Below are 26,215 nucleotides of genomic sequence, written 5' to 3' on the forward strand. Positions count from 1 at the left end.
GTCACAAGGAGATAGCGTGAGCGAAGAAGAAAGTAAAGACACAAAAGAAGGTGAGGTTATAACCAAGGAACAAAGTGCCAGTGAGCTTGATGCTATCGGTGCTTTGTTAGAGGGTGTAGTTACTCCTTTTGCACAGGCTCAGGAAACATCTGAAAAGGAAGCAACTAAACGAGCTGGCATACTAGCAGGAGTTGCGAACAAAGCGATCTATGCATTATTTGGTATCTCCGCATTAATTTTAGCGCTATCTGCTTACGCATTAAGTCAAGGTAGTGAAGGCCTAGCGGAGAAAATGGTAATCGCGTTACTCGCTTTCTTTGGTGGTCTTGGTGCCGGTAAAGCTGCAAACAAGTAAACAACTAACAAGGCCAAGCACAATCGTGCAATGCAAAAAAACGCATTGCACTGGACGGCCTACACTACGTTTCGGCCGCCTGTGTTGGCGGCGTTAGTAGCCCTTATGAATCGAGTACTCGTTTTTTTAACAATTATTATTTTGTTCTCCTGCTCAGAAGGTGTTGATCTATCTTCAAGTGATGTTGATGAATGGCGTCTTGAACACAAACTTGAGATAGAGGAGATAGTATCAATTTTCTATAACGAGCCTTGCTTACGAAGAGTGGAGCTTGGAGAAATGAAATTTATTGATCAGCATTGCCCGCTTACAACAGAGCTATCTGCCAAAATTAGTAAGATTCAAAAACTTATAGAAGATTTACGTGTTGTCTTGGTAACTTCATATCGTTCAGATGACAACTTCAATGTCAGTATATTACTGAATAGGCAAGGTATTGCTGTATCAGGTAGTGGCCTAGCATTAGACTACTGGGAGGTATTGGAAAGTCCTTGGACCAAAATGCTTGAATGTGGTGAAATGGAAAAATTAAGTGATCAACATTGGTATATTAAGCATTTGGTCGATGGCCCTAGCTGCTACTAACAAAACAATCAACCGGACTCCGCTAAGCGTGGTTCGCTTTGCTCACAATACCACGCTTAGCTGCGCTCGGTTATTGTGGCGTTAGCTTCCCTAAAGGAATCAAAAAAATAATGTTATTACGTTATATTTATGCACTTATATTATCTATGTTATCACTCACCATTAAGGCTGAGGAAATTTCGGAATATAGAATAAGTGGTACGGAAATAGTAACAATCAGTTCAGGTATTAATAAACAAGATTATGAATTATATATAAAGCTACCTCGTAACTATTCACAGACGAAAAAAAATTATCCCGTTGCAATTTTAAGTGATACTGGATTTTCTTTTCCTATCGCTAGTGGTGTGGTTGGCCTTATGGGAGGCAGAGATATTGAAGATCTCATTCTAGTAGGTATATCATATTCAAAAGGGAGTTCTTCCGAAATTAGTCGGACTAGAGATTACACGCCAACTTTCGCTCCAGATGAAAAAGGAGCACATTCCTTAGAAGCTCAAAAATATTCGGGTAAAGCATTCCAATACTTGGAGTTTTTGGAGAAGGAGGTTTTTCCTTTAATATCTCAAAAATACCGTATTGATGTGGATAATAAAATCTATATAGGCCACTCTTTTGGAGGGCTTTTGGGAGCTTACACCCTCTTGGTTAAACCAGAACTATTTCAGAAATATATTATAGGTAGTCCGTCATTATGGTATGACGAAGGAGCTATTTTCCGTCTAGAAGAGGCGTATGCAAAAAAGAACAAAGCGATGAATGCAACTGTCTTTATGTATATTGGTAGCGAAGAAAATAAAAACAACCATAAAAGCATGGTTGATGATGTCTTGCTTTTCGAAAAAATACTTAAAAATAGGCAATATAAGGGATTGACGTTTAACGCCTATGTATTGGATGGAGAAACACATTTTAGTGTGTTTTCTCTGCTTTTAACAGACGGCTTAAAAAAAGCAATACCAAAGGGCTAAAAACAGAAGCTAACAAGCGTGTCATGTCGGAACTCCATTCCAGCGCTTCGCGCTTCCACTCCGTCCGCATACACGGGCGTTCTGTGTCAGGGGAATCATGGCATCTCATAAGCGATTAAAAAGTGTTGTACAGAGCATTGCTCACCATGCGGTGGGTGCGCTTTCTTTTGTGCATCCGCATCTTGGGCAGGCTTGTGAGGCAGAAGGCATCGATTCCATAGAGGTTTGTGTATCCGATATGGAGCTATGCCCAAAAGTGTTCCTGCATATAGAACCGTTACGTGCCGCACTTAACTCGCTTAAAGAAACATTTTATCGCTTAGTAATTACCGAGGGATTCGAGCCAAAAGATATTTCGTCAGCAAGGCTTATCTTTGAGTTCAACCATGGTCAGCTCGACCACTATTGTAGTAATTGCACAGCATCATTGGTTAGTGCATCAAAAATTTATAAAAGTAAGGTAAATTACCTTGGAAACACAGAACAAGGCCAGTCAATCTGACCTCCGTAAACTGTCTTCTTTTTTGCAAAAAACCGCAAAAAAGCAGCCAATTCACTCCGGCAGTTGCTGGCGGCGTTAGGGCTCAATGAGCTTGAACCTATGAAAAATATATTATTGACTGTTCTTCTTATCATTCCATCGATGGCGCTATCACAAAGCGACAGTGAATTGGCATTGGCAAGCATGGCAAAGGAAGTTGAACAATCGTCCTGCGGCAAAAAAATGGACTACAAGAAACTATTTTCATTGTCCGTATCAGGTCAATATAAAGGGGTAGCTAGTTCGGAATGGCTATCTGAGATTAATGAAACGGCGTTTTTCAAGTGTCCGGAAGGTTTCTTAATGAGCTTATCTTTGGCTCCTGCAGTGGAGCAAGATGAAGTGTTAAGGTATTTTGGTATTGTAAATCCACCATGGGATATTGCTGCTGCTCTAGAACCATATGAAGAAAATCATGAGCTAAGCAGTTTTGTAAAAAGCAAGTTAGGTGGTTTTAAAAATATTCCCAAGCCCTAACAAGTGTAGCCACCTGACACAAATTGCTACGCGCCTTTTTGTGTATTCGCTGCGCTCAATGTTACACAAAAAAGCACTCCACAATTTGTGCAGGTGCTACAGGCGTTAGGCTATCAAAATGAATAAGATACTATTTGCGCTAACTTTAGTTCTCGTTTGTGTAGCACCTGGTATAGCCAGTGCCGTATTTTTTGGGAAGTATTTTTCCAGTATGCTCGATGAGCGCAAAGAAGAAACCCGATTGCAAGAATTGGCTTATTCCCAGTTATTGCTAGAAAATATTGATGCGGAAAAGTACGCTTCAGCCCGAGAAAGGGCTATGTCAATGATTACAGCATCTATATTTACGGTGGACCCGAAAAACGCCTATGAATTTAAATATAGGGACGCTTGCTTGTTGCATCAAAAAATCTATAAGTACCGTGAAGAATTTCCAGAAAAATATATACCCGGAACTGAACTAGAAGAAAATGTTCAAAAAATATTGGAAATGTGGAGTAAACAAGACTGTAACGTTGAGCCCGAAGCCTAACAAAGCAATCTACCGGACTTCCACTGCGTTGCTTCGTTTGTGGTTTAACGCTACGCTACCACAAACAAACCAACTCCGTTCCTGCCCGTAATTGCGGCGTTATACAAAAAGGTAAGGAGATTTTCATGTTTAAAAATAGAATACTTTTTAGTTTTCTTGTTGTTTCATTGTATGGCTGCAATTTTGACTATGATTCTGGGTCAACTAATACGTCAGTATCGTTCGGTAACCCTGTTTCATTAGCATGTTTTAAGAAAAATATTGGTAATATAAAAAATCTGTCCATTTCATCCGAAACTGATAGTAAGATTGAGCTTTCTTCTTCGGGTATAAAATCAATTATTGAATTCAAAAATGAAAACGCTATGGTTACGTCTTATTCTATTAAAACAACCACTGAAAAATCAAAGGACTCAGGTGTTCATAAGGTTATTGAAACAGAGCTTAGTGCTAAGTGCTTGGAATGATCTAAAGTTTAAATCTGTGAACGTTAGGAAATTGTATAACAAGTCGTTGCAGCACCGTTCCGCTTCGCTACACTGGACAGTTTTTAAGTCGCGGTTTTATGGTTTGCTGCGCAAAAGTATTCCATAAAACCACAACTTAAAAACTGCCGCTGAACTCGGCGTTAAATTTCAAGGAAGCATCGTGCAAGAATCACGGAAGCTAGAAGATTATTTGATAGAGAGACCTAAACCACGCGGGATAGATGTACTATGTGGTTTGAAGCATTTTGCAATTATCACTTACGCAGTTCCGGCGGAGAGATTTCAAGGTATATTTCCCGAGCGGTTTCAACTAGATACAGTTGAAGTAAATGGCCAGAAAATGGGTCTTTTATCCGTTGTTCCGTTTATTGATGTAGATTTCACATCAGCAGTGTTCCCATTCCCAAAATTTACAATGGGGCAAACCAATTATCGTATTTACATTATCGATAAAGAAACGGGTGAGCGCTGCGTATGGTTTTTGGGTACGACGCTGGACTCGTGGACGCTCGCGGTGCCCAGATATCTATGGAACCTTCCTTGGCATTCCGGCAAAGTCAGTTTCGAGTGTGTCTTAGATGAAACTAGTGGTTTTTACGAAAAGTACCGTATGGAAACGGTATCTGACTGGGCGGCAGCTTCGGTTGAATTGGTTCAATCAAAATATGACAAATTTGATTTTCCTGGCTTCCCCGACGTTGAGTCAGCCTTGGTTTACTTAACTCATCCTTTGGCTGGATTTTATTATCGAAGAGATAGTAAGCTCGGTACTTATCGAGTCTGGCACAAGGAGCTAGAGGTTACTCCAGCCAAGCTTGTATCGGCTAGTTTTAAGCTTTTATCTGATCTCGAAATTGTAAAAAAATCGGAGCAAAATTCACCTTATAGCGTCTTAATAGAACCCATTAATGAATTTACTATTTACTTGCCGCCCACTGTTATTGGGTAAAAAATTTAACAAGGCTGTCATAGGGACATTTTTTGCTACGTTCCGTTTTGGGGTGGCTTCGCCACTATACCCCAAAACTACACTACACAAAAAATGCCCCATACAGCGGCGTTAAATAGCTCGGCAACATACTATTTATACGGCGTGAAGATTTCAGTTTTAAACTTACATTTTTAGCTGTGTAGTGGTTTTAAATATAATGCTAGTTTCATAACGAAACAGTTCGTTTAGCTCTACCAGCATTAAACCGTGCAAACCACTCTAAAAGTCTGTTTTAGTATTTTAAGTTTTACTGGTCGCAAGCATATTTTAGTAACTCGTAAAAAGTGTTATTTTCGAGCGGGTAGTTTTAATGAAGAAAAAAGCAGAGCGGGGTAGTGGTGTAAAGTTTACCGGTCGTTCTTCTTAGGGTTTTCAGGTTTAGCGTTTACGGGTGTTCATGTAGCGTTGTTCGCCACTTTGGTAGCAAAGCTCCATTTGCGTTCCGCAACGCAGTGTTGGTGTTGTTTGGTGTATCGCCATTTAACAAGGCCATCATGCTGCGCCAGCAAGCTGGCTGGACAAATTTTCCGTTGTTTGTTTTGTGCTTTAACGCTACGCTAGCACAAAAAAACAACTCCAAATTTGCCGCATATGGCGGCGTTAAATAGCTCGGCAACATACTATTTATACGGCGTGAAGATTTCAGTTTTAAACTTACATTTTTAGCTGTGTAGTGGTTTTAAATATTATGCTAGTTTCATAACGAAACAGTTCGTTTAGCTCTACCAGCATTAAACCGTGCAAACCACTCTAAAAGTCTGTTTTAGTATTTTAAGCTTTACTGGTTTCAAGCATATTTTAGTAACTCGTAAAAAGTGTTATTTTCGAGCGGGTAGTTTTAATGAAGAAAAAAGCAGAGCGGGGTAGTGGTGTAAAGTTTACCGGTCGTTCTTCTTAGGGTTTTCAGGTTTAGCGTTTACGGGTGTTCATGTAGCGTTGTTCGCCACTTTGGTAGCAAAGCTCCATTTGCGTTCCGCAACGCAGTGTTGGTGTTGTTTGGTGTATCGCCATTTAACAAGGCCATCATGCTGCGCCAGCAAGCTGGCTGGACAAATTTTCCGTTGTTTGTTTTGTGCTTTAACGCTACGCTAGCACAAAAAAACAACTCCAAATTTGCCGCATATGGCGGCGTTAGCTCTAAAGTATGGAAATAGAACTCGGAATATATGGGAAGATTATTTTTTGGTGTTTAGCGCTTTTAATATTCCTGTATGAGATTTATCAGGTTTTAAAAGGGAGAGCCTCCGATAGTTGGCGAGCACATACAGCAAAGGTCACAGACGTTCGTATCGATACACGGATAGATGATGGAGTCGAGGAGAGTAAGCCTAGTATCAAATATCATTACTCATACATGGGCTCTTCTTATAGAGGTAGTAAGATTAAGTATGGTGGTCTTTGGTCTAGTAAGTATGGCAACGCAACTACAATGCTGTCGGGTATCGTCAAGGGAAGTGATGTAACCATCTACGTCAATCCCAAACGTCCCTATCAGTCCGTTTTGTATCGCGGGTATCAAGGTAGTGCTGTCTGGTTTATTTGCTTTATGGCTGTGTTTTTCTTCATCGCAGTCCAGAGCTAACAAGGCAGTCAAATTGACGGCTATTCCGTCGCTTGTTTTGGTGGCGGCCGCTACGCTGCCACAAAAACAATCAACTACATAGCCGCAATTTACTGCGGCGTTAAACACCAAGAGATAGTCATGAGAACATTTTCTGAAAAATATCTTGGCGGAAGTAAGGTTCACGAAGATAGATACAAAATAGATGTCATAGTACTAGAAAAATATATGGCGTTTTCTACTGAAATATTGAGATTGGCGTTATTGGGAATAGCTGTATATGGGTTTTTAGTATCTAACATCGTGCTGGAAATCGGGGAGAGCGGTCTGTTAGCTCTCAATGCCAATATGAGCTCGGTAGTTTTTCTTTTTTTGGGTCCAATTGCTTTTTTACTTTCTTCCTTGGCGGCTCTTGCGCACAGGTTTTACTCATCTGATTGCCTAGCGCACTATGTGCGGATACTACGCCTTAGTGAGGCTGAGGGTAATGAAAAATTGAAAACAGAGAAAGATAGCCTAGAAAAAGATGGGAAGCGTTGCAAGAACCTAATTATTGCTTCATGCATCTTTTTAGTTCTCGGTACTTTCTTAGCTGTTTGTTCATTTGGTATTGTCCTAAACGGGGGAGTACATGTTTAACAAGGTTAGCCAACCTCGCCCGCAAGCGGGCTGGACCTCCGTTCCGGTATTTTTATGCGTTTATCGCTACGCTAACGCACAAAAACACCTACACTACGGCCGTTGCTAACGGCGTTATAAGGCCAATTAATGCTAGAGTCGTTGTTTAAGATCTTTGTATTCCTCATTGCAGGCTCTTGGCTGTGTTTCTGGCCTGCACAGATGATGTATACATTATCTAGGTTTCAGGTATTTGTATTTCGTATAGCCCCGTTTATGTTTTCTAATAAATTTAAAACTGAAGAGGGGGCATCTATTTCAATGTTCAATGAAAGAGCCATTAGGGCCTTCGGATTCTGTAATTTCTTTATCGCCATAGTTTTAGCAACAAAGGCGCAGTGGTGATACGTCTTATAACAAGTGGTTCCTGGCGAGGTTTTTTCCGTGCCTTATTTTGTGCTAAGGCACAAAATAACTCCCTCCAAAAACCCGCCAGAACCAAGCGTTACATGTCAAAACGATGAGTGACCTAAAGCGCATAGAAAAGATATTGGATGAATACCACGATCAAGAATGGGATCTTTGGTATTTGGGGCCATGTGATGAAATAGCCAACATTTCCAGAGAGTTTAGTGATAAGCAGTGGGATGCGTTCATTGAGAGTACGAAGAAGGAAAAGCCTGATGACTGGCGCGTAATGTTAGCGCATTCATTTGTTGAGCATCATTATGGGAAAAGTAAGTCCTTGGTAGCTTTTCAAGTAGTAAAGTGCCGAGGCTATATGGGGTCATACTGTGCGCTCCAATACATGCAAGATTTGCAAGGTGTTCCCGTATGGCTAAAGGGTGCATTGGCAGAAAAAATAAACAGTATGTTGGTTAAGGTTGGAGAGCAAGATAAAGTTCTACTAAACAATATTCTGAATGAGTGCCTGACCAGCATGTAACAAGTCAAAGCACGCGGACTTGGCAAAGCTGTCACCTTTTTTGTTCCAAAAAAGTCGCCAACTTCACCAAGCCGGTGTTTGAGGCGTTAAGTGCCTATGAATATTTTCGCCAAATTCACATTATGCGCTCTACTCTTTTGTGGAGTTGCAATTGCAGACGAGAAAATAATGAGTGACCAGGACGCGCAGAAAACATGGGACGAATACCATGATCGGATAAAGAGTCGTCGCCTTGCCGAAGCGAAAGTTATAAATCTTGAGCTAGAGAAGAATGATATATCTAGTGAAACAGATTTAGTTCTAGATTTTAGTTTTTTTACTCAGGACGAAGCTGGTGCAAATGGTATTAAAAAACAGCTCAGTGAAAACTACGAAATAACCATCAATAAAAAAGGTGAGTATTGGCATATTAATGGCACTTCGCGGCCATACGCCGTAAATCTTAATGCTGAGCAACATTTGAGGTGGGTAGAGTTTATGCATGATGTTGCTCTATCCTATGGCTGTATTTTCAGCGTATGGTCAATTACTGAGCCAAAAAGTAATCGTGTTTGGTCTAATGAAAGTATTGAAACAGAGTTCGACTAGAGTAGCACTTAACAAGGCCCATCAGGCTCGCCCGCAAGCGGGCTGGACCTCCGTTCCGGCGCTTGTTTTGCGGTTGTCGCTTACGCTACCGCAAAACAACCACCTCCACTGCGGCCCCTGTGGGCGGCGTTAAGTGAATATGCAGAAACTGATAGCACTATTTCTATTTTTCTCTATGCAGGCTCATTCGCTCGAGGCCTTCGTCTCATATTGCCAGTACAAAGATTCTATTTTAGGACTTATGTATCCACAAAAATCAAACTCGAGTACATACTACCTTTTTGAGTTAAAAGAGGGTCGGTATATTGATCTAGGTAGTGGTGATTCAGGTGGTGATTATTTTCAAAGCGGGATCGCGGCTAACCGAGAGGAAGGGGAGACGCTCATGGTTAGGTCAGAACAACTGAAGTCCTATTTCAAAGGTACAGGTTTCAAGCTTATCTCTATACCCGAAAATCATACTGAAATTAAACTGGTTGCAAAAAATGTTTGTAATCTACAATAGAAATCACTTAACAAGTCAAGGCAGCAACGCCACTTTGTGGCTGGACGCGCTAACGCGCGCCGCTGCTTGAGGCGTTAAGGCATACCATGCGATTTACTATTTTTTTTGCTTTTCTTATATCAATGAATGCCCTGTCTCTTGAGTGTATTCAAGAAGAAGAGACTCCGGAGCTTGCGTGGAAAGAAGCTCACAACGTATTTGTTGGCTATCCGTTTCAAGCTGAATATAAGCGACACAAAAATGGTGCTGTAGAAATAACGTATCAATTTAAAGTTGAAAAGAATATGAAGGGTGACTCCAGCTCAGTTTTAACTGCGCGTACGGAAGGAGCTGTATATCAATTATTCCAACTTGGCCAGATTTACGCAGTATTTACTGATGCCTTAGATAAGATAGATCTGTGTGATCCTAATTATGAGTTTCATTATAACTGGGAAACAGGAGTAAATTATGGAAGTTCAGAAAGAGAAAAGAACCTAATTGAGGCTCTTATCAAACTAAATAATGCAAAGCCTTAACAAATTGCTCCAGCAGATATTTTTTCCGTTACTTCTTTTGTGCTTAATAGCACAAAAGCATCCACTCCAAAAATTCAGCTGAGCAAGGCGTTATACGAAAATCTAGGATGAAGTAATATGGTTGATATAGGCTCAATTGGTGTTGGTCTTGCATCTATAAAAACAGCGTTGGATATCACTAAAGAGTTGCGGTCGATTGATTCATCTCTAAAAGATGCCGAGGTAAAGCTAAAGCTGGCTGAGCTTATCGAAGCGCTTTCTGATGCAAAGGTTAATTTATCTGCGGCTCGGTTAGAAAATCAAGAATTAAGAGATACAATCGTAGGTTTAGAGTCTCAGTTAAATGTAAAGCAAGAAGTTGAATTTAAAAACGGATTCTATTACAGAGTGGGCTGTAAAGATGGGCAGGAACCAGGACCTTTTTGTTCCTTGTGTTACAACGATTCAAATAAGCTAGTGGCCGTATCAGAGCTACCAAATGGAATGCAAGACTTTGGCAAATATCATTGTCCAAAATGCGGAAAAACTAGCAGCTAATCGTATAACAAACGCTTGCAGCCTGACGTCAAACACTACGCGGTTTTTGTGTTACTCGCTGCGTTCAAGCATTAACACAAAAACCGCTCCGCATTTGGCGCAGCTGAAGCGGGCGTTATGCAACTAGAGTCCACCCACTTACGGAGAAAAATAAATGAAACGAGCAGTATTTACTATGTTGTTAGCCCTTTTTATATCGGTCGCATATGCAGAGACTGTTACAACAACTGATGGGAGGACAATAGTTTTAAATAAGGATGGCACTTATCAGATTCAAGGTGTAAAGACTAATTCAAGTGATAGCATGGTCGAAGTATCCTCTCATCTTTTCGAGCATAATGTTGATAAGTATTCTCAAAAAACCATTCGTTTTATGCCTATCTTCACAAATAAGTCAGATAAAAATATTATTGCTCTTAAATTTACTACTAAATTTTTAGATCCATTTGGAGAGATGGTATTAGAGATAAATGGTGACAGTGAAGAAAAAATCAAATCTAAGAAAAAAACTACGGCCAATTTATTCTATGTCTTTAAAGATAATCAGTTTATTGATGGGGAGAATTATGACAAGCTCCTGAGCACGGTGACAAATGGTACTGGCTCAATTAAAACTAGTATTACAGCTATTGTGTTTGAAGGTGGTGAAGTCATTAAGCTTCAATAAGTCTAAAATACTGCATAACAAAGCTATCAAATTGACGGATTTTCCGTCGTTTTTTTTGTGGCTTAACGCTACGCTACCACAAAAACAATCAACTCCAAAGCCGCAATTTATAGCGGCGTTATGTGCCTTCATAGCATCTGCAGTTGAAAACTAATATTCGAACTATATGGAAGTAATATGGCTAGCGTTATCGCTGAATATCAAAGGTTTTTGGAGGTGTTAGCAGTCAGACCTGTAGATGATGATATTCGTCGAATGGCAAACCTAGTATATTCAAACCTTCCGCACTTAGCACAGGTGGGCACTGCTCGTAGAGCTCGATCATCACGACTAGCTCCTATTGCAAAAAACCAATTTACAGAAACCTCCCCAGAGTTACCTGAATTTAATAATTTTAATGCTGATGGCCAGAATGTTGGCCGTCTGCATCAGTTAACCGTAGGGCCATTTAGAGGGTTTACAACTCAAGAGATTTTTGACTTAAGTAAGCCAATTACTCTTGTCTATGGCGCCAACGGTACAGGGAAGAGTAGTTTTTGTGAGGCTCTAGAAACGGCGTTGTTGGGTTCTATAACTGAGGCCCAAGTAAAACGGATTGATCATAACACTTACTGTAGAAATGCAAGACTAGGGCGATATATTCAACCCGTTATATCAACAGTAAATGAAAATAATCCTCCGGTTAATCTACAGCCAAATGAAGAAAAGTATAGATTTTGTTTTATTGAAAAAAACAGGCTTGATGATTTTTCTCGAATTGCTTCAAGAACTCCAAGCGATCAAAGACAATTAATTGCTACGCTTTTTGGTATTGACCAATTTTCAGACTTTGTAAGAGGTTTTAACCCTTCTCTTGATGAAAACTTAAATCTCACTGGCCAACGAGCACAAGAGCTTGCAATAAGACGGCATGCATTGGCGAGTGCAGAAAAAGTAATTGAGGAATTCCCGCAGCGCCTTTCACAAATTAATTTAAATGAAGGACAAATTGCAGAAAGAATCCAGCCAGGAAGCAACTATGAAGCTGTTAAACTGTGGTTAGTTGGAAGTCAGGATCAGCAAGGTCGCCTTCCATATGTACAATCTCTGCTTGATGCCCCTACGCCAACGGTTTACGGCCTAACTTCAGAACAACTTACATCTGGGTTTAATCTAGTATTCGCTATAAATAGTACATTGCAGGGCATTAACACTGAATTGGCTCGTCGTGCAGGTGAAGTTTCATATAAACAACTATATGAATCAGTGCTCCAGTTATCCTCTTCAAATCCTCAAAACTGCCCTGCATGTGGCACTAACCTCCAGTCAGTAGTTAAAAATCCATATGAGGCTGCGGCCACTGGTCTTGAGCAACTTAGCGAACTAGCGAGTTTGCAAGAACAAGCAAAAGAACAAAATAACTCACTGAGTGAGTCGATGCGAAACTTACATCAATTGATGTTCAATACGATTAATGCAGCAGCTCAAGTTTGCCCTCAAGTGCTCAGAGATAATGTGCTACCAGTTTTGCCAGCGGCATCAACTCCTCAATGGCTGCAGGCATGGGTTAATGACAATAATAAGTGTTGGAATGCATTGCTAAATCTATGCGCACACATTGAAAGATCAGATAGTGAAACTCGCAGAGCTATAGCTCAACGCCAACAGCTAGCTGAAGAAAGAGCTAGGCTTGATGGATATCGCATCGAGATAGAGAGAGCAAAATTAATACGACAAACTGCAGAAAGTGAACTTACAGAAGCAAAAACAACTGTTGCTAATTTTGACGAGGCTAATAGAGAGCTAATTGAGTTAGTAGCTTCTGAGACACAAGTAGTCGAATTTCATAACAGAGTTAAAAGGTCATATGATGGGTTTTTACAGGAGATCCAATCATATCTACGCGATCTACCATCTCAATTGCTTCAAGGTTTGGGACAAAGAGCTCGCGACCTATACAATTCATTCAATCGTGATGACTTACCAGTAGACTTATTACAAAGCCTTTGGCTACCAATTGCTGAAAATGGAAAAATTGAACTGGAGTTTCAGGGGCAATTGGGGGTTCGTTATGATGCGTTAACACTGCTCAGCGAAGGGCACATTAAGTGTTTGGGGTTAGCAATATTACTCGCTAAGAATATTGAGGAAGGTTGTCATCTCGTTATTTTTGATGACGTAGTAAATGCTATTGATGATGAGCATAGAAATGGGATCTGGAGAACATTCTTCGAAGATGGTTTACTGGATGGAAAACAGGTCATCTTAACATCTCACGCTGAGGAATTTCTTCATAGAATCCAGCAAGAGCTTGGCACGGCACGAGTAGGTGATATAGCTTTGTATAAATTTCTGCCGCATCAAGGGGAGCATCATTTACGTGTTGACACTAACCCTCCCTCAAAGAATTATGTTCTTAAAGCCCAGCAGGCATTTGCTAATGATGATAAACGAGAAACTCTTTATTACTCTCGAGCAGCTATAGAAAGTCTAACGGATCGACTATGGACTTGGATAGGAAGGCGTGGAGATGGACGCATTGAACTTAAGCTTAGTGGGCCACGATCACCGTGGGAGTTGAACAATAAGTGCAATAAAATTCGTTCTTCTTTGAGAAGGAATCAGAATCCGTCTAATGCAATTATATCCTCGCTTAGAGGTCTAGATGCGTTGTTGGGTGTAGCTGGCAATTCAATAGAATGGGGATACCTAAATAGTGGAACTCATGATTCTCAGAGAGATGGCGAGTTCGACCGCTCGGCTGTTGAAACTATTGTCCAAGCTGTGAGTACTTTAGATCAAGCGTTAACGGAACTTCAAAATGGGCGATAAACAAGTAGCACATAACAAGTCAAAGCACTCGGACGCAGCAAAGCTGCGCCGGTGTTTGAAGCGTTATGAGTAGTCATGGATAGAAAGTACCATCTTGAATTCGCGGGAGAAATAAGATTTGGCCCGCAATACTACGATTTAGAAATTTTGGGAAAGAAAGTCCCAAAGTACAATTATGGCTTTAACAGGGCCGAACTTGAAAATGGGCGGTACCTCGCGATTGAGGAATGGCTTACTACTGATTATCAAAAGGGGCCAATAACCAGAGTAGCGATTTTTGATTTAGAGAAAGGTCTAGTAAGTAGGCTAAAGATCGTAGATAAAGGGTTCGTAAGCAATTTTAAATTAATTAATGGCGTCTTTTCTTACCGCAAAGAGTTTCTTGCTAAGGGGAAGGTAGTTGAATCAGAGCTTGATTGGTCTTCTATTTGTAAGTGGGAGCCAGCAAACTCATAACAAGTCAAAGCACTCGGACTTGGTAAAGCTGTCATCTTTTTTGTTCCAAAAAAGCCGCCAACTTCACCAAGCCGGTGTTTGAGGCGTTAAGCATCAGGTATAAGAATGTCCCATAAATATAATCCGGATCAATTGCCAGCGGGGTTTAAGTACCCGGAAGCGTTTAAAGCCGATACATTTGCAGACAATGGTTTATTTCCGTGGGTCGGAATTGATTGTGATTCTAAAGTAGGTCAGATGCTGCTAGGGCTAGTAAAAGAAGCAGGAAATAATTTGATCCCATTTGCATCATTAGAGCTTGGCGATGGTGACGCAGCTTGTTTTGATGGTAATGATGTTTCAGGTGATCCATCTGTGATCATGCTGATTTTGGATGGTTCTAGCCGAGCTTATGGTTTTAGCGATTTCAACGAATGGCTAATTAAAGCAAAACAAGACGCAAATAAATATTGTGCGCAGTAAATGCTTAACAAGGCGCTCCAATTGACACAGCGGTCTTCGTTCGTTTATGTGCATTCGCTGCGCTCATTGTTGCACAACACTCACTACAACCGCTGTGCAATTGAGCTTGGCGTTATGCACGGTGAATATGAAGTACGAAAATTTACTCAGCCCTTTAGAGTTTGAAGATGATGTCACTGTTGAGGTCGCAGCTATATCATCTGAACTATTGCCAGGGCCAATCTCTGAAGATAATTGGGTGCATTTGTCCGAGCGGTTGTGGAATAGGGTTTTGTTCCTAGGCCAAGCTTACGAACTGCATTTCTCTCAAGTTATAGAGCCTGTAATTGACACAGTTTTGGGACCTGAACAATGCGAGTCACTTCTGGAGGAGTTAGAATTTTTACAGCATGTATCTACGGATCCTGCGTTAGATAAAACTATAACTTCTCTTGCAAATGAGTGTGGCAAAGTAATAAATAGGGTTGGTATGCGGCTTGTTCTCAGCCCGCCTTAAAAATGCATAACAAAATTATCAATAGGACAAAATTTGCTTCGCTTCGTTTTGGGGTGGCTTCGCCACTTTACCCCAAAACTCCACTACACAAACTTTGCCTATTATAATGGCGTTAGCGGTACATATGAAATACCAGTTATCCGAAGAATACATAAAGAAGAGAAAGAGAGGGATGCTTGTAGCTGCATTTATGTTTGGAGCTGTAGCTGTGTTTCTTTCAATTCTTGGTGTTGCCACTAAAAACTACGGAATGTTCGTGGGTCTAATTTTCCTAGTTATGGCTTGGCAATATTACAGAGGCATGAAAACTTGGGTAGCAAACGCAGAGAAGCTGCGATTTGGCTTCGATCGTCAAAGCTTGTTGTTTTCTGGTTCGGAATTCGAAAGCAAAATGGCGCTTAGTTCTGTAAAGAAGGTAGTGGTACAAACTAGAAAAAATCACCCTATATCGGTATTACTTTTCCCCGCATCTGGCTCGCTGGAAAAGTTTGAAGGCATCGATGATATGCCGTCTTTCGTGGGCAGTATTAAAGGTATCGTTGGTGATTCTAAGGTTAAATATGCGCGTTTCTTCCACCGCTAACAAGGCTATCAAATTGACAGCTTTTCCATCGATTGTTTTGTGGTTTTACGCTACGCTACCACAAAACAATCAACTCCAAAACTGCAATTTATAGCGGCGTTAGCTGAAAAATAATTATTAACCATAGGAGTAAAAAATGAAGAAAATATTTTTATTAGTAATAATGGTGTCTCTGGCTGCCTGTTCGACGATGCAGCCACCAAGATATTCGATATCTGTTGATAATGTTCAAGCTTTAAAGGAATACGAGAATGTAAGTCTTATGGTTTCGGATTTTACGCAAAGTACGCCCTTTAATTCATCTTGCCGATTGATGGGGCCAATAGAGCCTGCAGATGGCCTTACATTTCCAGAATTTATTGGTAAGGCATTCAACGACGAATTGAAGATGGCAGGTATTTACTCTGAAACAGGAACAAAAATTTCAGGCGATATCACTAAAGTAGATTTTTCATCTACTAGTGGTCTTACAAATGGTTTTTGGGATATCTCGATTGTTTTAAAGTCTTCTAATGGTAATTCCATTGCGGCTAGTAATAAATACACATTTAAAAGCGGATTTGATGCTATAACTGCATGCAATGCTACGGCAGATGCTCTATCTCCAGCTGTCCAAGATCTTATTCAAAGTGCAGTAACAAATCCAGAGTTCAAAAAATTACTGTAATCAGCTAACAAGTGTATGCACACGACAAAAACTGCGTCGCTCCGCTTGTGTATGGGCTCCGCCCATTTTACACAAACTACACGCCACAGTTTTTGCGTGTGATACAGGCGTTACTTGTCTATTAAAAAAAGTTTGGTGTGTAGTTAAGTTTCAGTAGGGTGTTCCTAAATTCGTTACCCTCCATCAAGTTTAGGTAAGCCACCTTTGGTCGCTTACAACGTGCTTCGTAAAAGGTAGATTTGGTAATCCGGTAAAGCTTCGTTGCAAAAAAGCGCAACCAAGCTTTACCTAGCAAAGGGAGTTTTCGGCTTATTCCTCCCGTTTGTTCCTTTCTGTTGGTTGCCATAATCACTTGTTGTTTTGGGTCAATTTTATGCCTTCTGTTTTGGCTATCCCACGGTTATAGTTGGGTCTAACCAAAGCTTCAGGCTTTTTAAAAAAATACAGCAATTGGCGTAGCAGCGTAGTTAAAAGTGAGTAGGTGTTTGGTACAAGTAACAAATCGCTGCACACGGACGCATATTGCTACGCTCGTTTTTATGTATGTCGCGGTGCTCCATTTTACATAAAAACGCTCTCCGCAATATGCGCCGGTGAGCTCGGCGTTAGAAAGTGCTTCGGGTTAAAAGAATAAAATAAATTATTAGTGGTTTTAACTTTAAGTAAAAGTACTGTAGAGCACACGAATAATTGGTTTTTACATCAAGGATAGTAGGCGATTAAGGTAGGTTAAGTGCAACCACAATTGTTACTGGTGGTTTATTGTTGCCTGTAATATTGCGGTATTTGTTCAGGCTTTAAAGCAAAAGCATTACGGTGCTAAACTGGTAATAACGTAGGGGCCGTGAGCGGCCTATACAAAAATTACAACTTATGTAGTCTTGGCTGGTAGGGCATACTACGTAGTAGAGTCGGCGTTCTAACAATACGCTCAAACACCGCTCCGGCCTTCGGCCTCCACTGGACGCCCAATGCTACGCTTGTTTGTGCATTTACTTCGTAAATTATTGCACAAACCAGCTACACATTGTGCGCCGTTTAGCTCAGCGTTATGCATCAAAACGAGTGATCGAGTGAAACTGGAATCAGCGAATATAAATGAAGCACAAAGGATTAATGATCTCTTAAATTTAGCTTATCGCGGTAAGAAAGGATGGACTACCGAAGCCAGTTTAGTTGATGGTGATCGTTCCAACATCTCTGACGTTAAGCTATCTATCGAGAACTCGATCTTTCTAATATACAAAAACAATGCTGATTTAGTTGCTTGTATTTGTTTGGAGCCAAAAGGGGATGAAGTTTACATCGGTTCATTTGCCGTTCATCCTGATCATCAAGCTGAAGGCTTAGGAAAATCAATATTGAGAGCAGCAGAAACGTACGCCATCAATGAGCTAAATTCCAGAAAATTTATAATGGTCGTTCTCTCAAAACGTACAGAGCTCATTGCTTTCTATGAGCGTCGCGGTTATCAGCGGTCGGGACTAAATAAAGAGTATCCATTGCACTTAAATGTTGGCATACCAAAGATTAATGGTTTAACTATTGAGCAGTTGTATAAAAATGCATAACAATCGCAACCATGCTCGCTACACTTCGTTCCGCTGGACCTCCGTAAGCTGCGCTTACTCCGGCCCATGTTGCGGGCGTTAGGCACACTTCGAGATTAACCATGACTATTGATAATATTGAGAGTATTTCCGTAATTGCGGCTTCGTGGGTAGGAATAATCTGTGGTATATCTGCTCTGTTTAACAAAGGCGCATCTAACCCCGAAGAAAGGAAAGATAGAGGAAATAATACATCGAATAAATATACCTTATTAGTTCTTTTAAAATTTATAAGAGTTTACATTCTTAGTATTATCGCTTTCATTCTTGTTGTAAGTAAAATTGTTATATCAACGAAATCTGTTTCAATTGTGGATGTGGTCGCGACTTCATCGTGTATAGGTGCAATCGTCTTTATGTTAGTGGTTTGTGTATATAAATACACACTATGGAAAACCATGAGGAATATGGGGGATTACTAAATGCCTAACAATACGCTAAAACACCGTTTCGGCCTTCGGCCTACACTGGACGCCCAATGCTACGCTTGTTTGTGCATTTGCTTCGCAAATTATTGCACAAACCAGCTACACATTGTGCGCCGTTTAGCTCAGCGTTATGTGAGTTAAGCATTGAACCAATTATTATTGATATTGTTGATCTTTGTAACCACAACAGCTTTGGGTGATGACTGTGCAAATAGATATTTAACGTTGGAATCCCCAACGTTGCCTGCCAGTGTCACTGCACAACATACATTAATTAAGTACGGCCCTTGTGATGTGAAAGTAAAATTTAGGCTGTCAGAACTAGGAGTGGCCTCTATTATCGAAGCCACAGTAACGAAGGATAGATGTAAGATTTTTCTGTCTTCTGCAAGTGCTGCATTAGATGGAAGCAAGTTTTCCAAAGGGAAGGTCGCAGATAGCTGCACTATCAATTTTACAATGGATGTGGATCTTGAAGAGTAAGCTAATTCGGTTAATGGCCAGTCACATAACAAGCCGCTGCACGCTGACACATACTGCTACGCTCGTTTTTGTGTCAGTCGCTTCGCTCCATTGTCACACAAAAACGCTCTCCGCAGCATGTGCAGGTGAGCGGAGCGTTATGTGGCCAAGGTATGAGATATATATTTTTAGCATCAATTTTATTTTCTCAATCGGCGATAGCTTGCCTATGCAATAATGAAGTGGTTTTTTATACGGGTGCTAAGGCTATTGAAGCCAAGTATCCAGAGTATAAAATTACTCGAGAAGAGTATGAGGCCGTTGAATTAGACAAGAAGTGGATGGTTCTTAGGAAAGAGCATGTATATAAAGAAAACCCAAGAGAATATCCAAGGGCATTCATATCAAAAGAGGGCTGCAAACTTGATAAAGTATTTTGGTCTAAGTAAGCACATAACAAGTTTAGCCAGCATCGCCCCTTCGGGGCTGGACCTCCGTTTCGGCGCTTCGCGCCTACACTGCGGCCGCTGCTAAAGGCGTTAGGAGAGAGCATTGATCGAAGAGTTTTCATTGGCCCTAAAAAAATCAGGATTTGAAATATCAGATTGGGGGTATGATAAATATAAAAGAGACGATTGGTTCTCTAGGCATATCGATATCCTAAGAACGCCTTTTCCGGATAAATATTTAATTGAATTGAAAATTGGTTGGGGCAACGGTTACGCGTCCAATAAAATACCTCCCCGAATCAAAGATTTTGGCAATTGTTATCTTAACGATCTCGGCGTAAATTGGTTGCATCCAGATTATCCTGAAAAATTTGAGGGATATTTGTTTGGCAAAGATGATATTGATTTCATTTCAGGCCAGGGAATCCATTTCATCAGTAGGTGGTTCGACCTTCACACATCCTTGGAATTTTTAATCGGGCTCGCTGAGTACCAAGGTAAATTTAAGTCAAATATTCCTTATGAAATCTATAGTTACCTTGGTTTCGCTAGCAACTCAGGCACGAAGAACTACGACGGTCTCGCATTTTTATATGCCATGAAAGGCGAATATAAAAAAGCACTTAATTACTTATCACGCTATGGTGTAAGTGATCATAGTGGATGCGAGTGGACAATGGAGTTTAATGAAGACCTAAATCTTGATAGATCTAGAATTGTAAAGCCCTATGACTATCGGTCCAAGTATACTCGCTGTGGCGGTATCTTTCTTGATGAAAATGCGGATCAACATAGAAAAGAATTGTTTAATTGCGCGACGGAACGGGTAATATCTCCTAACAATTCAAGTAAGAAGGACGCCGCAAGCGGCGCCTCTTCTTGAGGCGTTAAAGGCTGTTCGTGGTTTTAGGGTTTTCCACCAACGAGTTAGCAGTGATCGTCCGCCTCTTTCAGTCCGTGTGTTTAACCGGTAAAGTGGCTTGTAATAAAGACCGCGTCAACGTGGCACCAATGGAGGGTTTAGCGTGTTGTATCCATCTCAATCCATCCGTTCCCTGTGTTCCGTTTTGTCGTCAACTAATAATCAAGGGCAGTGCTTCGCATTTGTTTGTGCCGGGCTAAGTCCAGCACAATTAGCTAATACAGTGCTGCCCTTAACAAGTTTAGCCATGCGACGCCCAAAAGGCGGGCGCACATGCTAAAGGCGTTATAAGCCAAAATAGAGATGGATCATGGCCGGAAAACTAGAGAAAGAAGCTGACTCTATTCAAGAGCATCTGAAAGATAAATGTATTGTTCGAGTCATGCGCCCTCGAGACAATGAGCTTTGTATCGAGAGCAGTGACGGAACAAGGCTGTTTGTTAATTCTTCAGCTAGCGAAACGCTGGATTTTTCTATAACAGGCGGTGCACTATAAGTATGGGGTTAATCGAATCAATATTAGTCGGCATACAAATCAAACGATTGCAAAAACCTATAATTTTTATTTTTATTTTTATTTTTATGCTTATCGGATTTATCGTTTTTAGTTTGTTTGGTGTAGCTATGATTGGTGTTGGAATAGAAGGTTTTATGGTTGGTAAGGGTTTTGCTCCTTCCGCTGGCATGGCTGCTTTCTCAATTATATTTTTTGGTTTGTCAGCAGTTTGTGGTTACTTCATCAAAAGGTGTGTTCTCAAAAGTGGCTCATAACAAAGCAAACCAGCATCAGTCGCTGCGCTCCTTGGACAGCCTTGTCGTCGCTCGTTTTGCGCATGGCTTCGCCATTTTCGCACAAAACAATCAACAACAAGTCTGCCGCTGTTTGCGGCGTTATGCAGCTAGGATAAGTATTTCGTTTAAATGTTAGGGATGTTATGAATATAGAAGAAGCTGAAAAAACAATCGCTAAAATGGAGAAGAAGCATCACATATCAAAGTGGTTCGCTTTAATATTTGGGGCTTGGATTTTTTCGTTGCCTTTTCTTCCTGACAGCTTCCCTTATTTAAACTGGTTGCGAGCGGAAGATCCTAGCTCGTTGTATATAATGATAGGTGTTTTTTGTATCGTATGGTCTGTTGATAATTGGCGTACTACAAAAGAGTTGAAATTATTAAAGGCTACCCTAGAGCTAGGTAAAAAATTCGCATAACAAGTTTGTCAACAGGACATTTTTTGCTACGCTCCGTTTTGCGGTGGCTTCGCCACTTTACCGCAAAACTCCACTACACAAAAAATGCCTGTTACAAAGGCGTTATGAGCCGCCAAATTTTGAGAGTACGTCCATATTTTTGTGGAGAATACGAATAATTTGAATGCTGCCTTGGGTCGCTATGCGATAAAAAATTATATGACTACCCTGAGGAAATCTTTGGTAATTTTCTTTTATATGGTTACAGTTATTGCCTATTTCGGGGGTATTAGAAAGCACATGAAATGTATCATCAAATTGCTTAATGTAAATGTAGCGTTGCTCTCGTCCCCAGCGCTTTTCAGTAAATTTAGCTATAGATTTCAAATCAGTTTTAGCACGTCGTGTTAAAGTAAATGCGCTCATATATGACTTTCAGCATCAAGTTCACTCATGAGGCTGTCATAGCTATAGTCAGCTGTACCGCTTTCTTCTCCGTCAGCCAGCATTTGGCGCAATACATCAAGTTTGCTCTCCTTATCTTCAAGCACCCTCAAACCTGCACGTATAACCTCGCTTGCAGAGCCATAGCGGCCACTTTGAATTTGATGAGAAATAAAGCCGTCAAAGTGTTCGCCTAACGTAAGCGCCAATCCAACTACAGGTCAGAGTGTTTAATATTCCAAGGTAACAGATCATCCATGTCGGTACTGTTTAAGTTGGGTAGCGTTTCAAAGACATAGCGTAAATAGTTATACGGGTTTAGTCCATTGGCCTTTGCTGTCTCAACAAGACTATAAATGTTTGCACTCGCTCGTGCACCAGCTTGACTCTTTGCAAAGAGCCAATTTTTTCTACCAATAGTAAATGGACGGATAGAGCGTTCAGCTGCATTATTGTCAATTGGGTACGAGCCATCATCAATGTAAGCTGCAAGCCTTGCCCATTGGTTCGATAGATACGACAACGCTTTGCCCACAGCCGTTTCCGGCGGAATAGTGAGAAGACTTTTATCCAGCCATCTTTTCAAATTTTCAAGAATAGGCTTTGCTTTTTCCTGTCTGATTCTATAACGCTTATCCGGAGGATCGTGTTTGGTTGCTGCCTCTATCGCGTAAAGCTTCTTGATTTCGTTAATTGCAACATCCGCTTTACCTATTTTTCCTTTTGGTTGAACTTTTTGTGCTTCAACGAACTTTCTTCGCGCATGAGCCCAACATCCTATGCGAGTAATATTATATTTTTCGCATGCAGGCTGATAACCCTCATAGCCGTCCACCATAATGGCGGCGGTTTGATTTGATAGTAAGGTATTGGGTGTTTCTTGTGATCGCGATGCTGAATAACGATAAAGCAATGCAGGCCGATCACCAAAACTTGCCATTAACCATAAATAACTTTTACTTTGCGCCGTTTTCCCCGGTTCATCTAAGACTTGCAGTGTTGTTTCATCTAAGTGCAAGAGTGTTTGTTGCTGTAAATGCTCTTGTAAACGATCAATGAAAGGCTGTACAAGATCTCCAACTTTTACCATCCAGTTGGCGAGGTTGGTACGATCCAAGTGAATACCAATACGTTTAAACATGTCGCTTTGGCGATAAAGCGGTAACGCATCGCAATACTTTTGAACCGCCACATAGGCAAGTAACCCTGGGCTGGCGATACTTTTCTCTATTGGTAGTTTGGTGGACCGCGCTGCTGTTTTGACATGCTCTTCACAGCACGGGCAGGCATACTTTAATCGTCGATGACGAATGACTTTGATTTGAGCAGGAATAATATCGAGCTGTTCTAAATCATCACTACCGATAAGCTCTAGCTCCGCACCATCATGTGGGCAGACTTTATCCTCTTCGGATAGATCATGAATAATGTCTTCTCTTGGAAGCTCTTCGGGAATGCTGATGCGTGGCTTACGTGTACGCTCGTGAGACTTGACTATTGTGGTATCTGCTTCTTGCTCAAAAGCTGCCTCTTCGGCAATGGATTCAGCCTCATTAAAGAGACCGACTTGATCAGGAGAAGCTTTTTCGCTTGAGGGTGAAAATTTACGATGAAGGAAGAGACGAATTTGCTCCTTCAGTGATTCAACTTGCGCATCTCTCTTAGCAAGCTTTTCTCGCAATTCCGAATTTTCTTTTTCAAGTTTCACCACGGTATTCATGGTGCTGGATTATACCAAAAACACTAGCCAACGGAGCGATAACTTAGCGTTTTATGAGGCTTAATTTGCATAATATCGAAGCCACGTAGCAGCCAGATGTTAACGCCAATGTAAAAATGACCCACTAACGCCAAACGAAAATTGACCCACCTGAGGCACTATAGCCGCCGGATTAATAGCTAGGCGGTGACATGATTACTCAGGAGATATTAGTGGATATTCACGTATTACATAGGCAAGGGCTTGGCATTCGCGCGATTGCAAAAAAGCTCAACCTTTCCAGAAATACCGTGCGAAGCTACCTTCGTGCACCAGCTAAAACACCAACATATTCGGAGCGAGAGCAGCGCCCTTCGATCCTAGATCCTTACAAGCCGTATTTGCTCGAACGTATTGAGGCAGCTAAGCCGCACTGGATACCTGCGACTGTTTTGCATAGAGAGATTCGTGAACGAGGGTACACGGGTGGCGTATCAACGATTAAGGTGTTTGTTCATGCGTTCAAACCCTCGGTTAATGACCCTGTCGTGCGATTCGAAACCGAACCTGGCGAGCAAATGCAGGTCGACTTTACGATCATTCGCCGAGGCCGAAATGCGCTTAAAGCCTTTGTCGCTACAATGGGGTTTAGCCGAGGCACTTACGTAAAGTTCTCTAGTTCTGAAAACCAGCAAGATTGGCTTGAAGGCATCAAGGGTGCGCTAGAATACTTTGGTGGTGTACCAAAGGAGATACTCTTCGATAACGCCAAGTCCATCATGATTCAGCGCGATGCGTACGGCAACGGTAAGCACCAATGGAATGCTCAATTACTAGATCAGGCAAACACCTATGGTTACCGACCTCGGGCTTGCCGACCGTACAGAGCTAAAACCAAAGGTAAGGTTGAACGCTTCAACTCTTATCTTAAGCAGTGTTTTGTCACACCGTTGTCTGCCACATTAAAGCAAGCTGGCCTGACTCTGAATGTTGAGGCCGCAAATGCCCATATAGGCACTTGGCTAAATGACGTAGCTCATCAGCGGACGCACGGCACAACTAATGTTAAACCCCAAATACGTATGGATAAAGAGCTGCAATATCTACAGCCGCTGCCATCTGAATACAAGACAGTAGATTCACCGGTTATTACAACTATACGACCACTTCCGGTAGAAAGCTTCCAGCACCCGCTGGACGTCTACGATCAACTGCTTGAGGTGGCTCAATGAACATTCAACACGAACGCATACGCAGTGCTTGCACGCAGCTAAAGTTGGAATCAATGGCCAGAGAGTGGTCGGCGCTAGCCGATAAAGCCAGCTCAACTGAGCAAACCCTAGCAGACTTCTTTGAGCAATTACTGCGCACCGAGCTAGATGCAAAAGCTGAACGTACGCAAGCGACATTACTAAAGTTTGCTGGTTTGCCAGCCCAAAAGCGCATAGAAGATTACGACTTCAAGTTTGCCTCAGGAGCCCCCAAAAAACAGATTCAGGAACTTGCTGGATTAGGTTTTTTAGAGCGGACAGAGAATGTGGTGTTACTTGGTCCAAGTGGTGTAGGAAAGAGCCATCTTGCAATCGCTTTGGCCTATAAAGCCATTTTGACGGGTCACAAAACGCGCTTTATAACCGCTGCCGACTTAATGTTGCAGCTTTCCACAGCAAAAGCGCAAGGCCGACTTGATGGTTATCTTAAGCGAAATATTATTGGGCCGAAATTAATGATCATTGATGAGATTGGCTATCTACCCTTTGGGCGAGAGGAGGCGAATTTATTCTTCAATGTCATAGCAAAACGTTACGAAAAAGGCAGCATTATCGTCACCAGCAATCTGCCGTTCTCACAATGGTCAAATGCCTTTGCTGACGATACAACACTAACCGCAGCACTACTCGATCGGCTACTGCATCACGCACACATTGTACAAATATCGGGAGAAAGCTATCGGCTAAAAAACAAAAAGCATGCGGGCATCGCCCCGCCACAATCGATCAATAATTAAACGGGGTGGGTCAGTTTTACTTTGGCGATAATCGGTAAAAGTGGGTCAGTTTTAAGCTGGCGTTGACAGCCAGAGCCATTGCTCACCACTAAGCTTTATGGTTTCTTTCTTTGAACGCTTAGGCCACTTGAACCGCTCTTTCTCTAGACGCTTTTGCCAAAGTACAAATCCTGACTCATCCCAGTAAAGCACTTTGAGCTGGGAGCAGCGCTTATTGCAGAAAACAAAAACAGCGCGATCAAAAGGCGATAACTCCATTTCTTCAGATACGATAAGCGATAGACCGTTTATCGCTTTACGAAAATCAACCGGATCTCTATGCAGATAGACCTCAATATCATCATTCCAATGAATCATGCTAAGCTATGCACCAAGGTCAAAAGTGACTGCATCGGCATATTGGCAGGACACTGGATTTTGCAGCGACCAACAGCAATCGTAAAGTTTGTATCTACGGTGCCTATCTTAGTCGACTCAACACCAACGGCAACAAACTTAGATTGATTGCGACTTAGGCGTTTGTTCAGTTGCTGGTTGAAGTAGCTGGAGTTTATTTTTTGGTCTTTGCAGTACTGAGTTTGAGTCTGGCCGCTTTGTTTAAACGCTTCAATGAGTTTTGGCCAGTCGTACTTTTTGTATTTTCGCATG

The 26,215-nt window shown here is 41.4% G+C and carries 37 protein-coding genes; 32 read left to right on the forward strand and 5 right to left on the reverse strand.

The genetic code is table 11. The annotated features are described in order from the left end of the window. Positions 1–16: 16 nt before the first annotated feature. From H5647_RS04095 to H5647_RS04240, 30 genes are all read left to right on the forward strand, one after another. A complete protein-coding gene (locus H5647_RS04095) occupies positions 17–355 on the forward strand; it encodes a hypothetical protein (RefSeq protein WP_045856512.1) in 339 nt (112 codons plus the stop codon). Positions 356–460: 105 nt separating this feature from the next. Further along, the gene (locus tag H5647_RS04100) at positions 461–940 is read left to right on the forward strand and encodes a hypothetical protein (protein WP_162926279.1); all 480 of its coding nucleotides are present in this window, start codon (positions 461–463) and stop codon (positions 938–940) included. Between the two features lie 38 nt (positions 941–978). Further along, on the forward strand, positions 979–1,911 hold the full coding sequence (locus H5647_RS04105; protein WP_200911626.1) for an alpha/beta hydrolase: 933 nt from the start codon (positions 979–981) through the stop codon (positions 1,909–1,911). 97 nt (positions 1,912–2,008) lie between these two features. Continuing rightward, the gene (locus H5647_RS04110) at positions 2,009–2,413 is read left to right on the forward strand and encodes a hypothetical protein (RefSeq protein ID WP_045856517.1); all 405 of its coding nucleotides are present in this window, start codon (positions 2,009–2,011) and stop codon (positions 2,411–2,413) included. 99 nt (positions 2,414–2,512) lie between these two features. After that, the gene (locus H5647_RS04115; protein WP_045856519.1) at positions 2,513–2,929 is read left to right on the forward strand and encodes a hypothetical protein; all 417 of its coding nucleotides are present in this window, start codon (positions 2,513–2,515) and stop codon (positions 2,927–2,929) included. A gap of 118 nt (positions 2,930–3,047) precedes the next feature. After that, positions 3,048–3,461, forward strand: coding sequence for a hypothetical protein (locus tag H5647_RS04120; protein WP_045856521.1), 414 nt, complete (start codon positions 3,048–3,050; stop codon positions 3,459–3,461). 125 nt (positions 3,462–3,586) lie between these two features. Further along, positions 3,587–3,928, forward strand: coding sequence for a hypothetical protein (locus tag H5647_RS04125; RefSeq protein ID WP_045856522.1), 342 nt, complete (start codon positions 3,587–3,589; stop codon positions 3,926–3,928). Positions 3,929–4,109: 181 nt separating this feature from the next. Continuing rightward, positions 4,110–4,898 (forward strand): DUF2071 domain-containing protein, encoded by a 789-nt coding sequence (locus tag H5647_RS04130; RefSeq protein WP_045856524.1) that lies wholly within the window; start codon positions 4,110–4,112, stop codon positions 4,896–4,898. A 1,186-nt stretch (positions 4,899–6,084) separates the two neighbouring features. Further along, positions 6,085–6,522 carry a DUF3592 domain-containing protein gene (locus H5647_RS04135; RefSeq protein WP_045856527.1) on the forward strand — a complete coding sequence of 146 codons (438 nt, stop codon included), beginning with the start codon at positions 6,085–6,087 and terminating at the stop codon, positions 6,520–6,522. Positions 6,523–6,642: 120 nt separating this feature from the next. Further along, positions 6,643–7,140, forward strand: coding sequence for a hypothetical protein (locus H5647_RS04140; protein ID WP_045856529.1), 498 nt, complete (start codon positions 6,643–6,645; stop codon positions 7,138–7,140). Positions 7,141–7,639: 499 nt separating this feature from the next. After that, positions 7,640–8,065 carry a hypothetical protein gene (locus tag H5647_RS04145; RefSeq protein ID WP_045856532.1) on the forward strand — a complete coding sequence of 142 codons (426 nt, stop codon included), beginning with the start codon at positions 7,640–7,642 and terminating at the stop codon, positions 8,063–8,065. Positions 8,066–8,233: 168 nt separating this feature from the next. Beyond that, complete coding sequence (locus tag H5647_RS04150) at positions 8,234–8,653, forward strand: hypothetical protein (protein ID WP_045861057.1); 420 nt, start codon at positions 8,234–8,236, stop codon at positions 8,651–8,653. Positions 8,654–8,792: 139 nt separating this feature from the next. Then, a complete protein-coding gene (locus tag H5647_RS04155; protein WP_045856534.1) occupies positions 8,793–9,158 on the forward strand; it encodes a hypothetical protein in 366 nt (121 codons plus the stop codon). Between the two features lie 86 nt (positions 9,159–9,244). Next, on the forward strand, positions 9,245–9,676 hold the full coding sequence (locus H5647_RS04160; protein ID WP_045856536.1) for a hypothetical protein: 432 nt from the start codon (positions 9,245–9,247) through the stop codon (positions 9,674–9,676). Between the two features lie 117 nt (positions 9,677–9,793). Further along, positions 9,794–10,213 (forward strand): hypothetical protein, encoded by a 420-nt coding sequence (locus H5647_RS04165; protein WP_045856538.1) that lies wholly within the window; start codon positions 9,794–9,796, stop codon positions 10,211–10,213. 154 nt (positions 10,214–10,367) lie between these two features. Beyond that, a complete protein-coding gene (locus H5647_RS04170; RefSeq protein WP_045856541.1) occupies positions 10,368–10,880 on the forward strand; it encodes a hypothetical protein in 513 nt (170 codons plus the stop codon). Positions 10,881–11,057: 177 nt separating this feature from the next. Beyond that, a complete protein-coding gene (locus H5647_RS04175; RefSeq protein WP_045856543.1) occupies positions 11,058–13,691 on the forward strand; it encodes an AAA family ATPase in 2,634 nt (877 codons plus the stop codon). Between the two features lie 75 nt (positions 13,692–13,766). Then, positions 13,767–14,147 (forward strand): hypothetical protein, encoded by a 381-nt coding sequence (locus H5647_RS04180; RefSeq protein WP_045856544.1) that lies wholly within the window; start codon positions 13,767–13,769, stop codon positions 14,145–14,147. A gap of 105 nt (positions 14,148–14,252) precedes the next feature. Then, positions 14,253–14,609 carry an SMI1/KNR4 family protein gene (locus H5647_RS04185; RefSeq protein WP_052691861.1) on the forward strand — a complete coding sequence of 119 codons (357 nt, stop codon included), beginning with the start codon at positions 14,253–14,255 and terminating at the stop codon, positions 14,607–14,609. 121 nt (positions 14,610–14,730) lie between these two features. Beyond that, on the forward strand, positions 14,731–15,105 hold the full coding sequence (locus H5647_RS04190; protein ID WP_162926280.1) for a hypothetical protein: 375 nt from the start codon (positions 14,731–14,733) through the stop codon (positions 15,103–15,105). Between the two features lie 124 nt (positions 15,106–15,229). Next, a complete protein-coding gene (locus H5647_RS04195) occupies positions 15,230–15,688 on the forward strand; it encodes a hypothetical protein (RefSeq protein ID WP_045856549.1) in 459 nt (152 codons plus the stop codon). 136 nt (positions 15,689–15,824) lie between these two features. Then, positions 15,825–16,355 (forward strand): hypothetical protein, encoded by a 531-nt coding sequence (locus tag H5647_RS04200; RefSeq protein ID WP_045856551.1) that lies wholly within the window; start codon positions 15,825–15,827, stop codon positions 16,353–16,355. A gap of 1,073 nt (positions 16,356–17,428) precedes the next feature. Next, the gene (locus tag H5647_RS04205) at positions 17,429–17,926 is read left to right on the forward strand and encodes a GNAT family N-acetyltransferase (RefSeq protein WP_045861059.1); all 498 of its coding nucleotides are present in this window, start codon (positions 17,429–17,431) and stop codon (positions 17,924–17,926) included. Positions 17,927–18,027: 101 nt separating this feature from the next. Then, positions 18,028–18,387: a hypothetical protein gene (locus H5647_RS04210; RefSeq protein ID WP_045856554.1), complete on the forward strand. Its 360-nt coding sequence runs from the start codon at positions 18,028–18,030 to the stop codon at positions 18,385–18,387. Positions 18,388–18,537: 150 nt separating this feature from the next. Beyond that, entirely contained in the window at positions 18,538–18,876 is a 339-nt protein-coding gene (locus H5647_RS04215; protein WP_162926281.1) for a hypothetical protein, read from the forward strand. Positions 18,877–19,028: 152 nt separating this feature from the next. After that, on the forward strand, positions 19,029–19,304 hold the full coding sequence (locus tag H5647_RS04220; RefSeq protein WP_045856557.1) for a hypothetical protein: 276 nt from the start codon (positions 19,029–19,031) through the stop codon (positions 19,302–19,304). Positions 19,305–19,407: 103 nt separating this feature from the next. Then, complete coding sequence (locus H5647_RS04225) at positions 19,408–20,187, forward strand: hypothetical protein (protein WP_045856559.1); 780 nt, start codon at positions 19,408–19,410, stop codon at positions 20,185–20,187. Between the two features lie 349 nt (positions 20,188–20,536). Further along, complete coding sequence (locus H5647_RS04230) at positions 20,537–20,722, forward strand: hypothetical protein (RefSeq protein ID WP_045856561.1); 186 nt, start codon at positions 20,537–20,539, stop codon at positions 20,720–20,722. Between the two features lie 2 nt (positions 20,723–20,724). After that, a complete protein-coding gene (locus H5647_RS04235) occupies positions 20,725–20,997 on the forward strand; it encodes a hypothetical protein (protein WP_045856563.1) in 273 nt (90 codons plus the stop codon). A gap of 164 nt (positions 20,998–21,161) precedes the next feature. Next, positions 21,162–21,437, forward strand: coding sequence for a hypothetical protein (locus tag H5647_RS04240; protein ID WP_045856566.1), 276 nt, complete (start codon positions 21,162–21,164; stop codon positions 21,435–21,437). 102 nt (positions 21,438–21,539) lie between these two features. Here H5647_RS04240 and H5647_RS04245 read toward each other — a convergent pair whose 3' ends face one another. The 3 genes from H5647_RS04245 to tnpC are packed head-to-tail and all read right to left on the reverse strand — an operon-like array spanning position 21,540 to position 23,580. Continuing rightward, on the reverse strand, positions 21,540–21,842 hold the full coding sequence (locus tag H5647_RS04245) for a type II toxin-antitoxin system RelE/ParE family toxin (RefSeq protein ID WP_045856568.1): 303 nt from the start codon (positions 21,840–21,842) through the stop codon (positions 21,540–21,542). Continuing rightward, positions 21,839–22,069 carry a type II toxin-antitoxin system ParD family antitoxin gene (locus tag H5647_RS04250; protein ID WP_045856570.1) on the reverse strand — a complete coding sequence of 77 codons (231 nt, stop codon included), beginning with the start codon at positions 22,067–22,069 and terminating at the stop codon, positions 21,839–21,841. Before H5647_RS04250 ends, H5647_RS04245 begins: the two co-directional genes overlap by 4 nt. Positions 22,070–22,074: 5 nt before the next feature. After that, complete coding sequence (gene tnpC, locus H5647_RS04255; protein ID WP_045856572.1) at positions 22,075–23,580, reverse strand: IS66 family transposase; 1,506 nt, start codon at positions 23,578–23,580, stop codon at positions 22,075–22,077. A gap of 191 nt (positions 23,581–23,771) precedes the next feature. On the opposite strand from tnpC, the gene istA reads away from it, so the two are divergent. After that, the gene (gene istA, locus H5647_RS04260) at positions 23,772–24,791 is read left to right on the forward strand and encodes an IS21 family transposase (protein WP_045856331.1); all 1,020 of its coding nucleotides are present in this window, start codon (positions 23,772–23,774) and stop codon (positions 24,789–24,791) included. Next, positions 24,788–25,567, forward strand: coding sequence for an IS21-like element helper ATPase IstB (gene istB, locus H5647_RS04265; protein ID WP_045855575.1), 780 nt, complete (start codon positions 24,788–24,790; stop codon positions 25,565–25,567). The genes istA and istB overlap by 4 nt, the downstream gene beginning before the upstream one ends. A 51-nt stretch (positions 25,568–25,618) precedes the next feature. Here the strand turns inward: istB and tnpB are convergent, their stop codons facing one another. Next, on the reverse strand, positions 25,619–25,924 hold the full coding sequence (tnpB, locus tag H5647_RS04270) for an IS66 family insertion sequence element accessory protein TnpB (protein ID WP_045856574.1): 306 nt from the start codon (positions 25,922–25,924) through the stop codon (positions 25,619–25,621). After that, on the reverse strand, positions 25,921–26,214 hold the full coding sequence (gene tnpA, locus H5647_RS04275; RefSeq protein ID WP_045856576.1) for an IS66 family insertion sequence element accessory protein TnpA: 294 nt from the start codon (positions 26,212–26,214) through the stop codon (positions 25,921–25,923). Before tnpA ends, tnpB begins: the two co-directional genes overlap by 4 nt. Between the last annotated feature and the right edge of the window lies 1 nt (position 26,215).

Source organism: Teredinibacter purpureus (genome assembly GCF_014217335.1).
Classification (GTDB): Bacteria; Pseudomonadota; Gammaproteobacteria; order Pseudomonadales; family Cellvibrionaceae; genus Teredinibacter; species Teredinibacter purpureus.

What these genes read in the sequence shown, in the direction of transcription:
- H5647_RS04110 (WP_045856517.1), top strand. Translation starts at nt 2,009, where the DNA reads ATGGCATCTCATAAGCGATTAAAAAGTGTTGTACAGAGCATTGCTCAC.
- H5647_RS04165 (WP_045856538.1), top strand. Translation starts at nt 9,794, where the DNA reads ATGGTTGATATAGGCTCAATTGGTGTTGGTCTTGCATCTATAAAAACA.
- tnpA (WP_045856576.1), bottom strand. Translation starts at nt 26,214, where the DNA reads ATGCGAAAATACAAAAAGTACGACTGGCCAAAACTCATTGAAGCGTTT.
- H5647_RS04210 (WP_045856554.1), top strand. Translation starts at nt 18,028, where the DNA reads ATGACTATTGATAATATTGAGAGTATTTCCGTAATTGCGGCTTCGTGG.
- H5647_RS04240 (WP_045856566.1), top strand. Translation starts at nt 21,162, where the DNA reads ATGAATATAGAAGAAGCTGAAAAAACAATCGCTAAAATGGAGAAGAAG.
- H5647_RS04180 (WP_045856544.1), top strand. Translation starts at nt 13,767, where the DNA reads ATGGATAGAAAGTACCATCTTGAATTCGCGGGAGAAATAAGATTTGGC.
- H5647_RS04160 (WP_045856536.1), top strand. Translation starts at nt 9,245, where the DNA reads ATGCGATTTACTATTTTTTTTGCTTTTCTTATATCAATGAATGCCCTG.
- H5647_RS04120 (WP_045856521.1), top strand. Translation starts at nt 3,048, where the DNA reads ATGAATAAGATACTATTTGCGCTAACTTTAGTTCTCGTTTGTGTAGCA.
- H5647_RS04135 (WP_045856527.1), top strand. Translation starts at nt 6,085, where the DNA reads ATGGAAATAGAACTCGGAATATATGGGAAGATTATTTTTTGGTGTTTA.
- H5647_RS04125 (WP_045856522.1), top strand. Translation starts at nt 3,587, where the DNA reads ATGTTTAAAAATAGAATACTTTTTAGTTTTCTTGTTGTTTCATTGTAT.
- tnpC (WP_045856572.1), bottom strand. Translation starts at nt 23,580, where the DNA reads ATGAATACCGTGGTGAAACTTGAAAAAGAAAATTCGGAATTGCGAGAA.
- H5647_RS04100 (WP_162926279.1), top strand. Translation starts at nt 461, where the DNA reads ATGAATCGAGTACTCGTTTTTTTAACAATTATTATTTTGTTCTCCTGC.
- H5647_RS04195 (WP_045856549.1), top strand. Translation starts at nt 15,230, where the DNA reads ATGAAATACCAGTTATCCGAAGAATACATAAAGAAGAGAAAGAGAGGG.
- H5647_RS04150 (WP_045861057.1), top strand. Translation starts at nt 8,234, where the DNA reads ATGAGTGACCAGGACGCGCAGAAAACATGGGACGAATACCATGATCGG.
- H5647_RS04115 (WP_045856519.1), top strand. Translation starts at nt 2,513, where the DNA reads ATGAAAAATATATTATTGACTGTTCTTCTTATCATTCCATCGATGGCG.
- H5647_RS04245 (WP_045856568.1), bottom strand. Translation starts at nt 21,842, where the DNA reads ATGAGCGCATTTACTTTAACACGACGTGCTAAAACTGATTTGAAATCT.
- H5647_RS04230 (WP_045856561.1), top strand. Translation starts at nt 20,537, where the DNA reads ATGGCCGGAAAACTAGAGAAAGAAGCTGACTCTATTCAAGAGCATCTG.
- istA (WP_045856331.1), top strand. Translation starts at nt 23,772, where the DNA reads ATGATTACTCAGGAGATATTAGTGGATATTCACGTATTACATAGGCAA.
- H5647_RS04200 (WP_045856551.1), top strand. Translation starts at nt 15,825, where the DNA reads ATGAAGAAAATATTTTTATTAGTAATAATGGTGTCTCTGGCTGCCTGT.
- H5647_RS04170 (WP_045856541.1), top strand. Translation starts at nt 10,368, where the DNA reads ATGAAACGAGCAGTATTTACTATGTTGTTAGCCCTTTTTATATCGGTC.
- H5647_RS04175 (WP_045856543.1), top strand. Translation starts at nt 11,058, where the DNA reads ATGGCTAGCGTTATCGCTGAATATCAAAGGTTTTTGGAGGTGTTAGCA.
- istB (WP_045855575.1), top strand. Translation starts at nt 24,788, where the DNA reads ATGAACATTCAACACGAACGCATACGCAGTGCTTGCACGCAGCTAAAG.
- H5647_RS04155 (WP_045856534.1), top strand. Translation starts at nt 8,793, where the DNA reads ATGCAGAAACTGATAGCACTATTTCTATTTTTCTCTATGCAGGCTCAT.
- tnpB (WP_045856574.1), bottom strand. Translation starts at nt 25,924, where the DNA reads ATGATTCATTGGAATGATGATATTGAGGTCTATCTGCATAGAGATCCG.
- H5647_RS04140 (WP_045856529.1), top strand. Translation starts at nt 6,643, where the DNA reads ATGAGAACATTTTCTGAAAAATATCTTGGCGGAAGTAAGGTTCACGAA.
- H5647_RS04185 (WP_052691861.1), top strand. Translation starts at nt 14,253, where the DNA reads ATGTCCCATAAATATAATCCGGATCAATTGCCAGCGGGGTTTAAGTAC.
- H5647_RS04145 (WP_045856532.1), top strand. Translation starts at nt 7,640, where the DNA reads ATGAGTGACCTAAAGCGCATAGAAAAGATATTGGATGAATACCACGAT.
- H5647_RS04220 (WP_045856557.1), top strand. Translation starts at nt 19,029, where the DNA reads ATGAGATATATATTTTTAGCATCAATTTTATTTTCTCAATCGGCGATA.
- H5647_RS04235 (WP_045856563.1), top strand. Translation starts at nt 20,725, where the DNA reads ATGGGGTTAATCGAATCAATATTAGTCGGCATACAAATCAAACGATTG.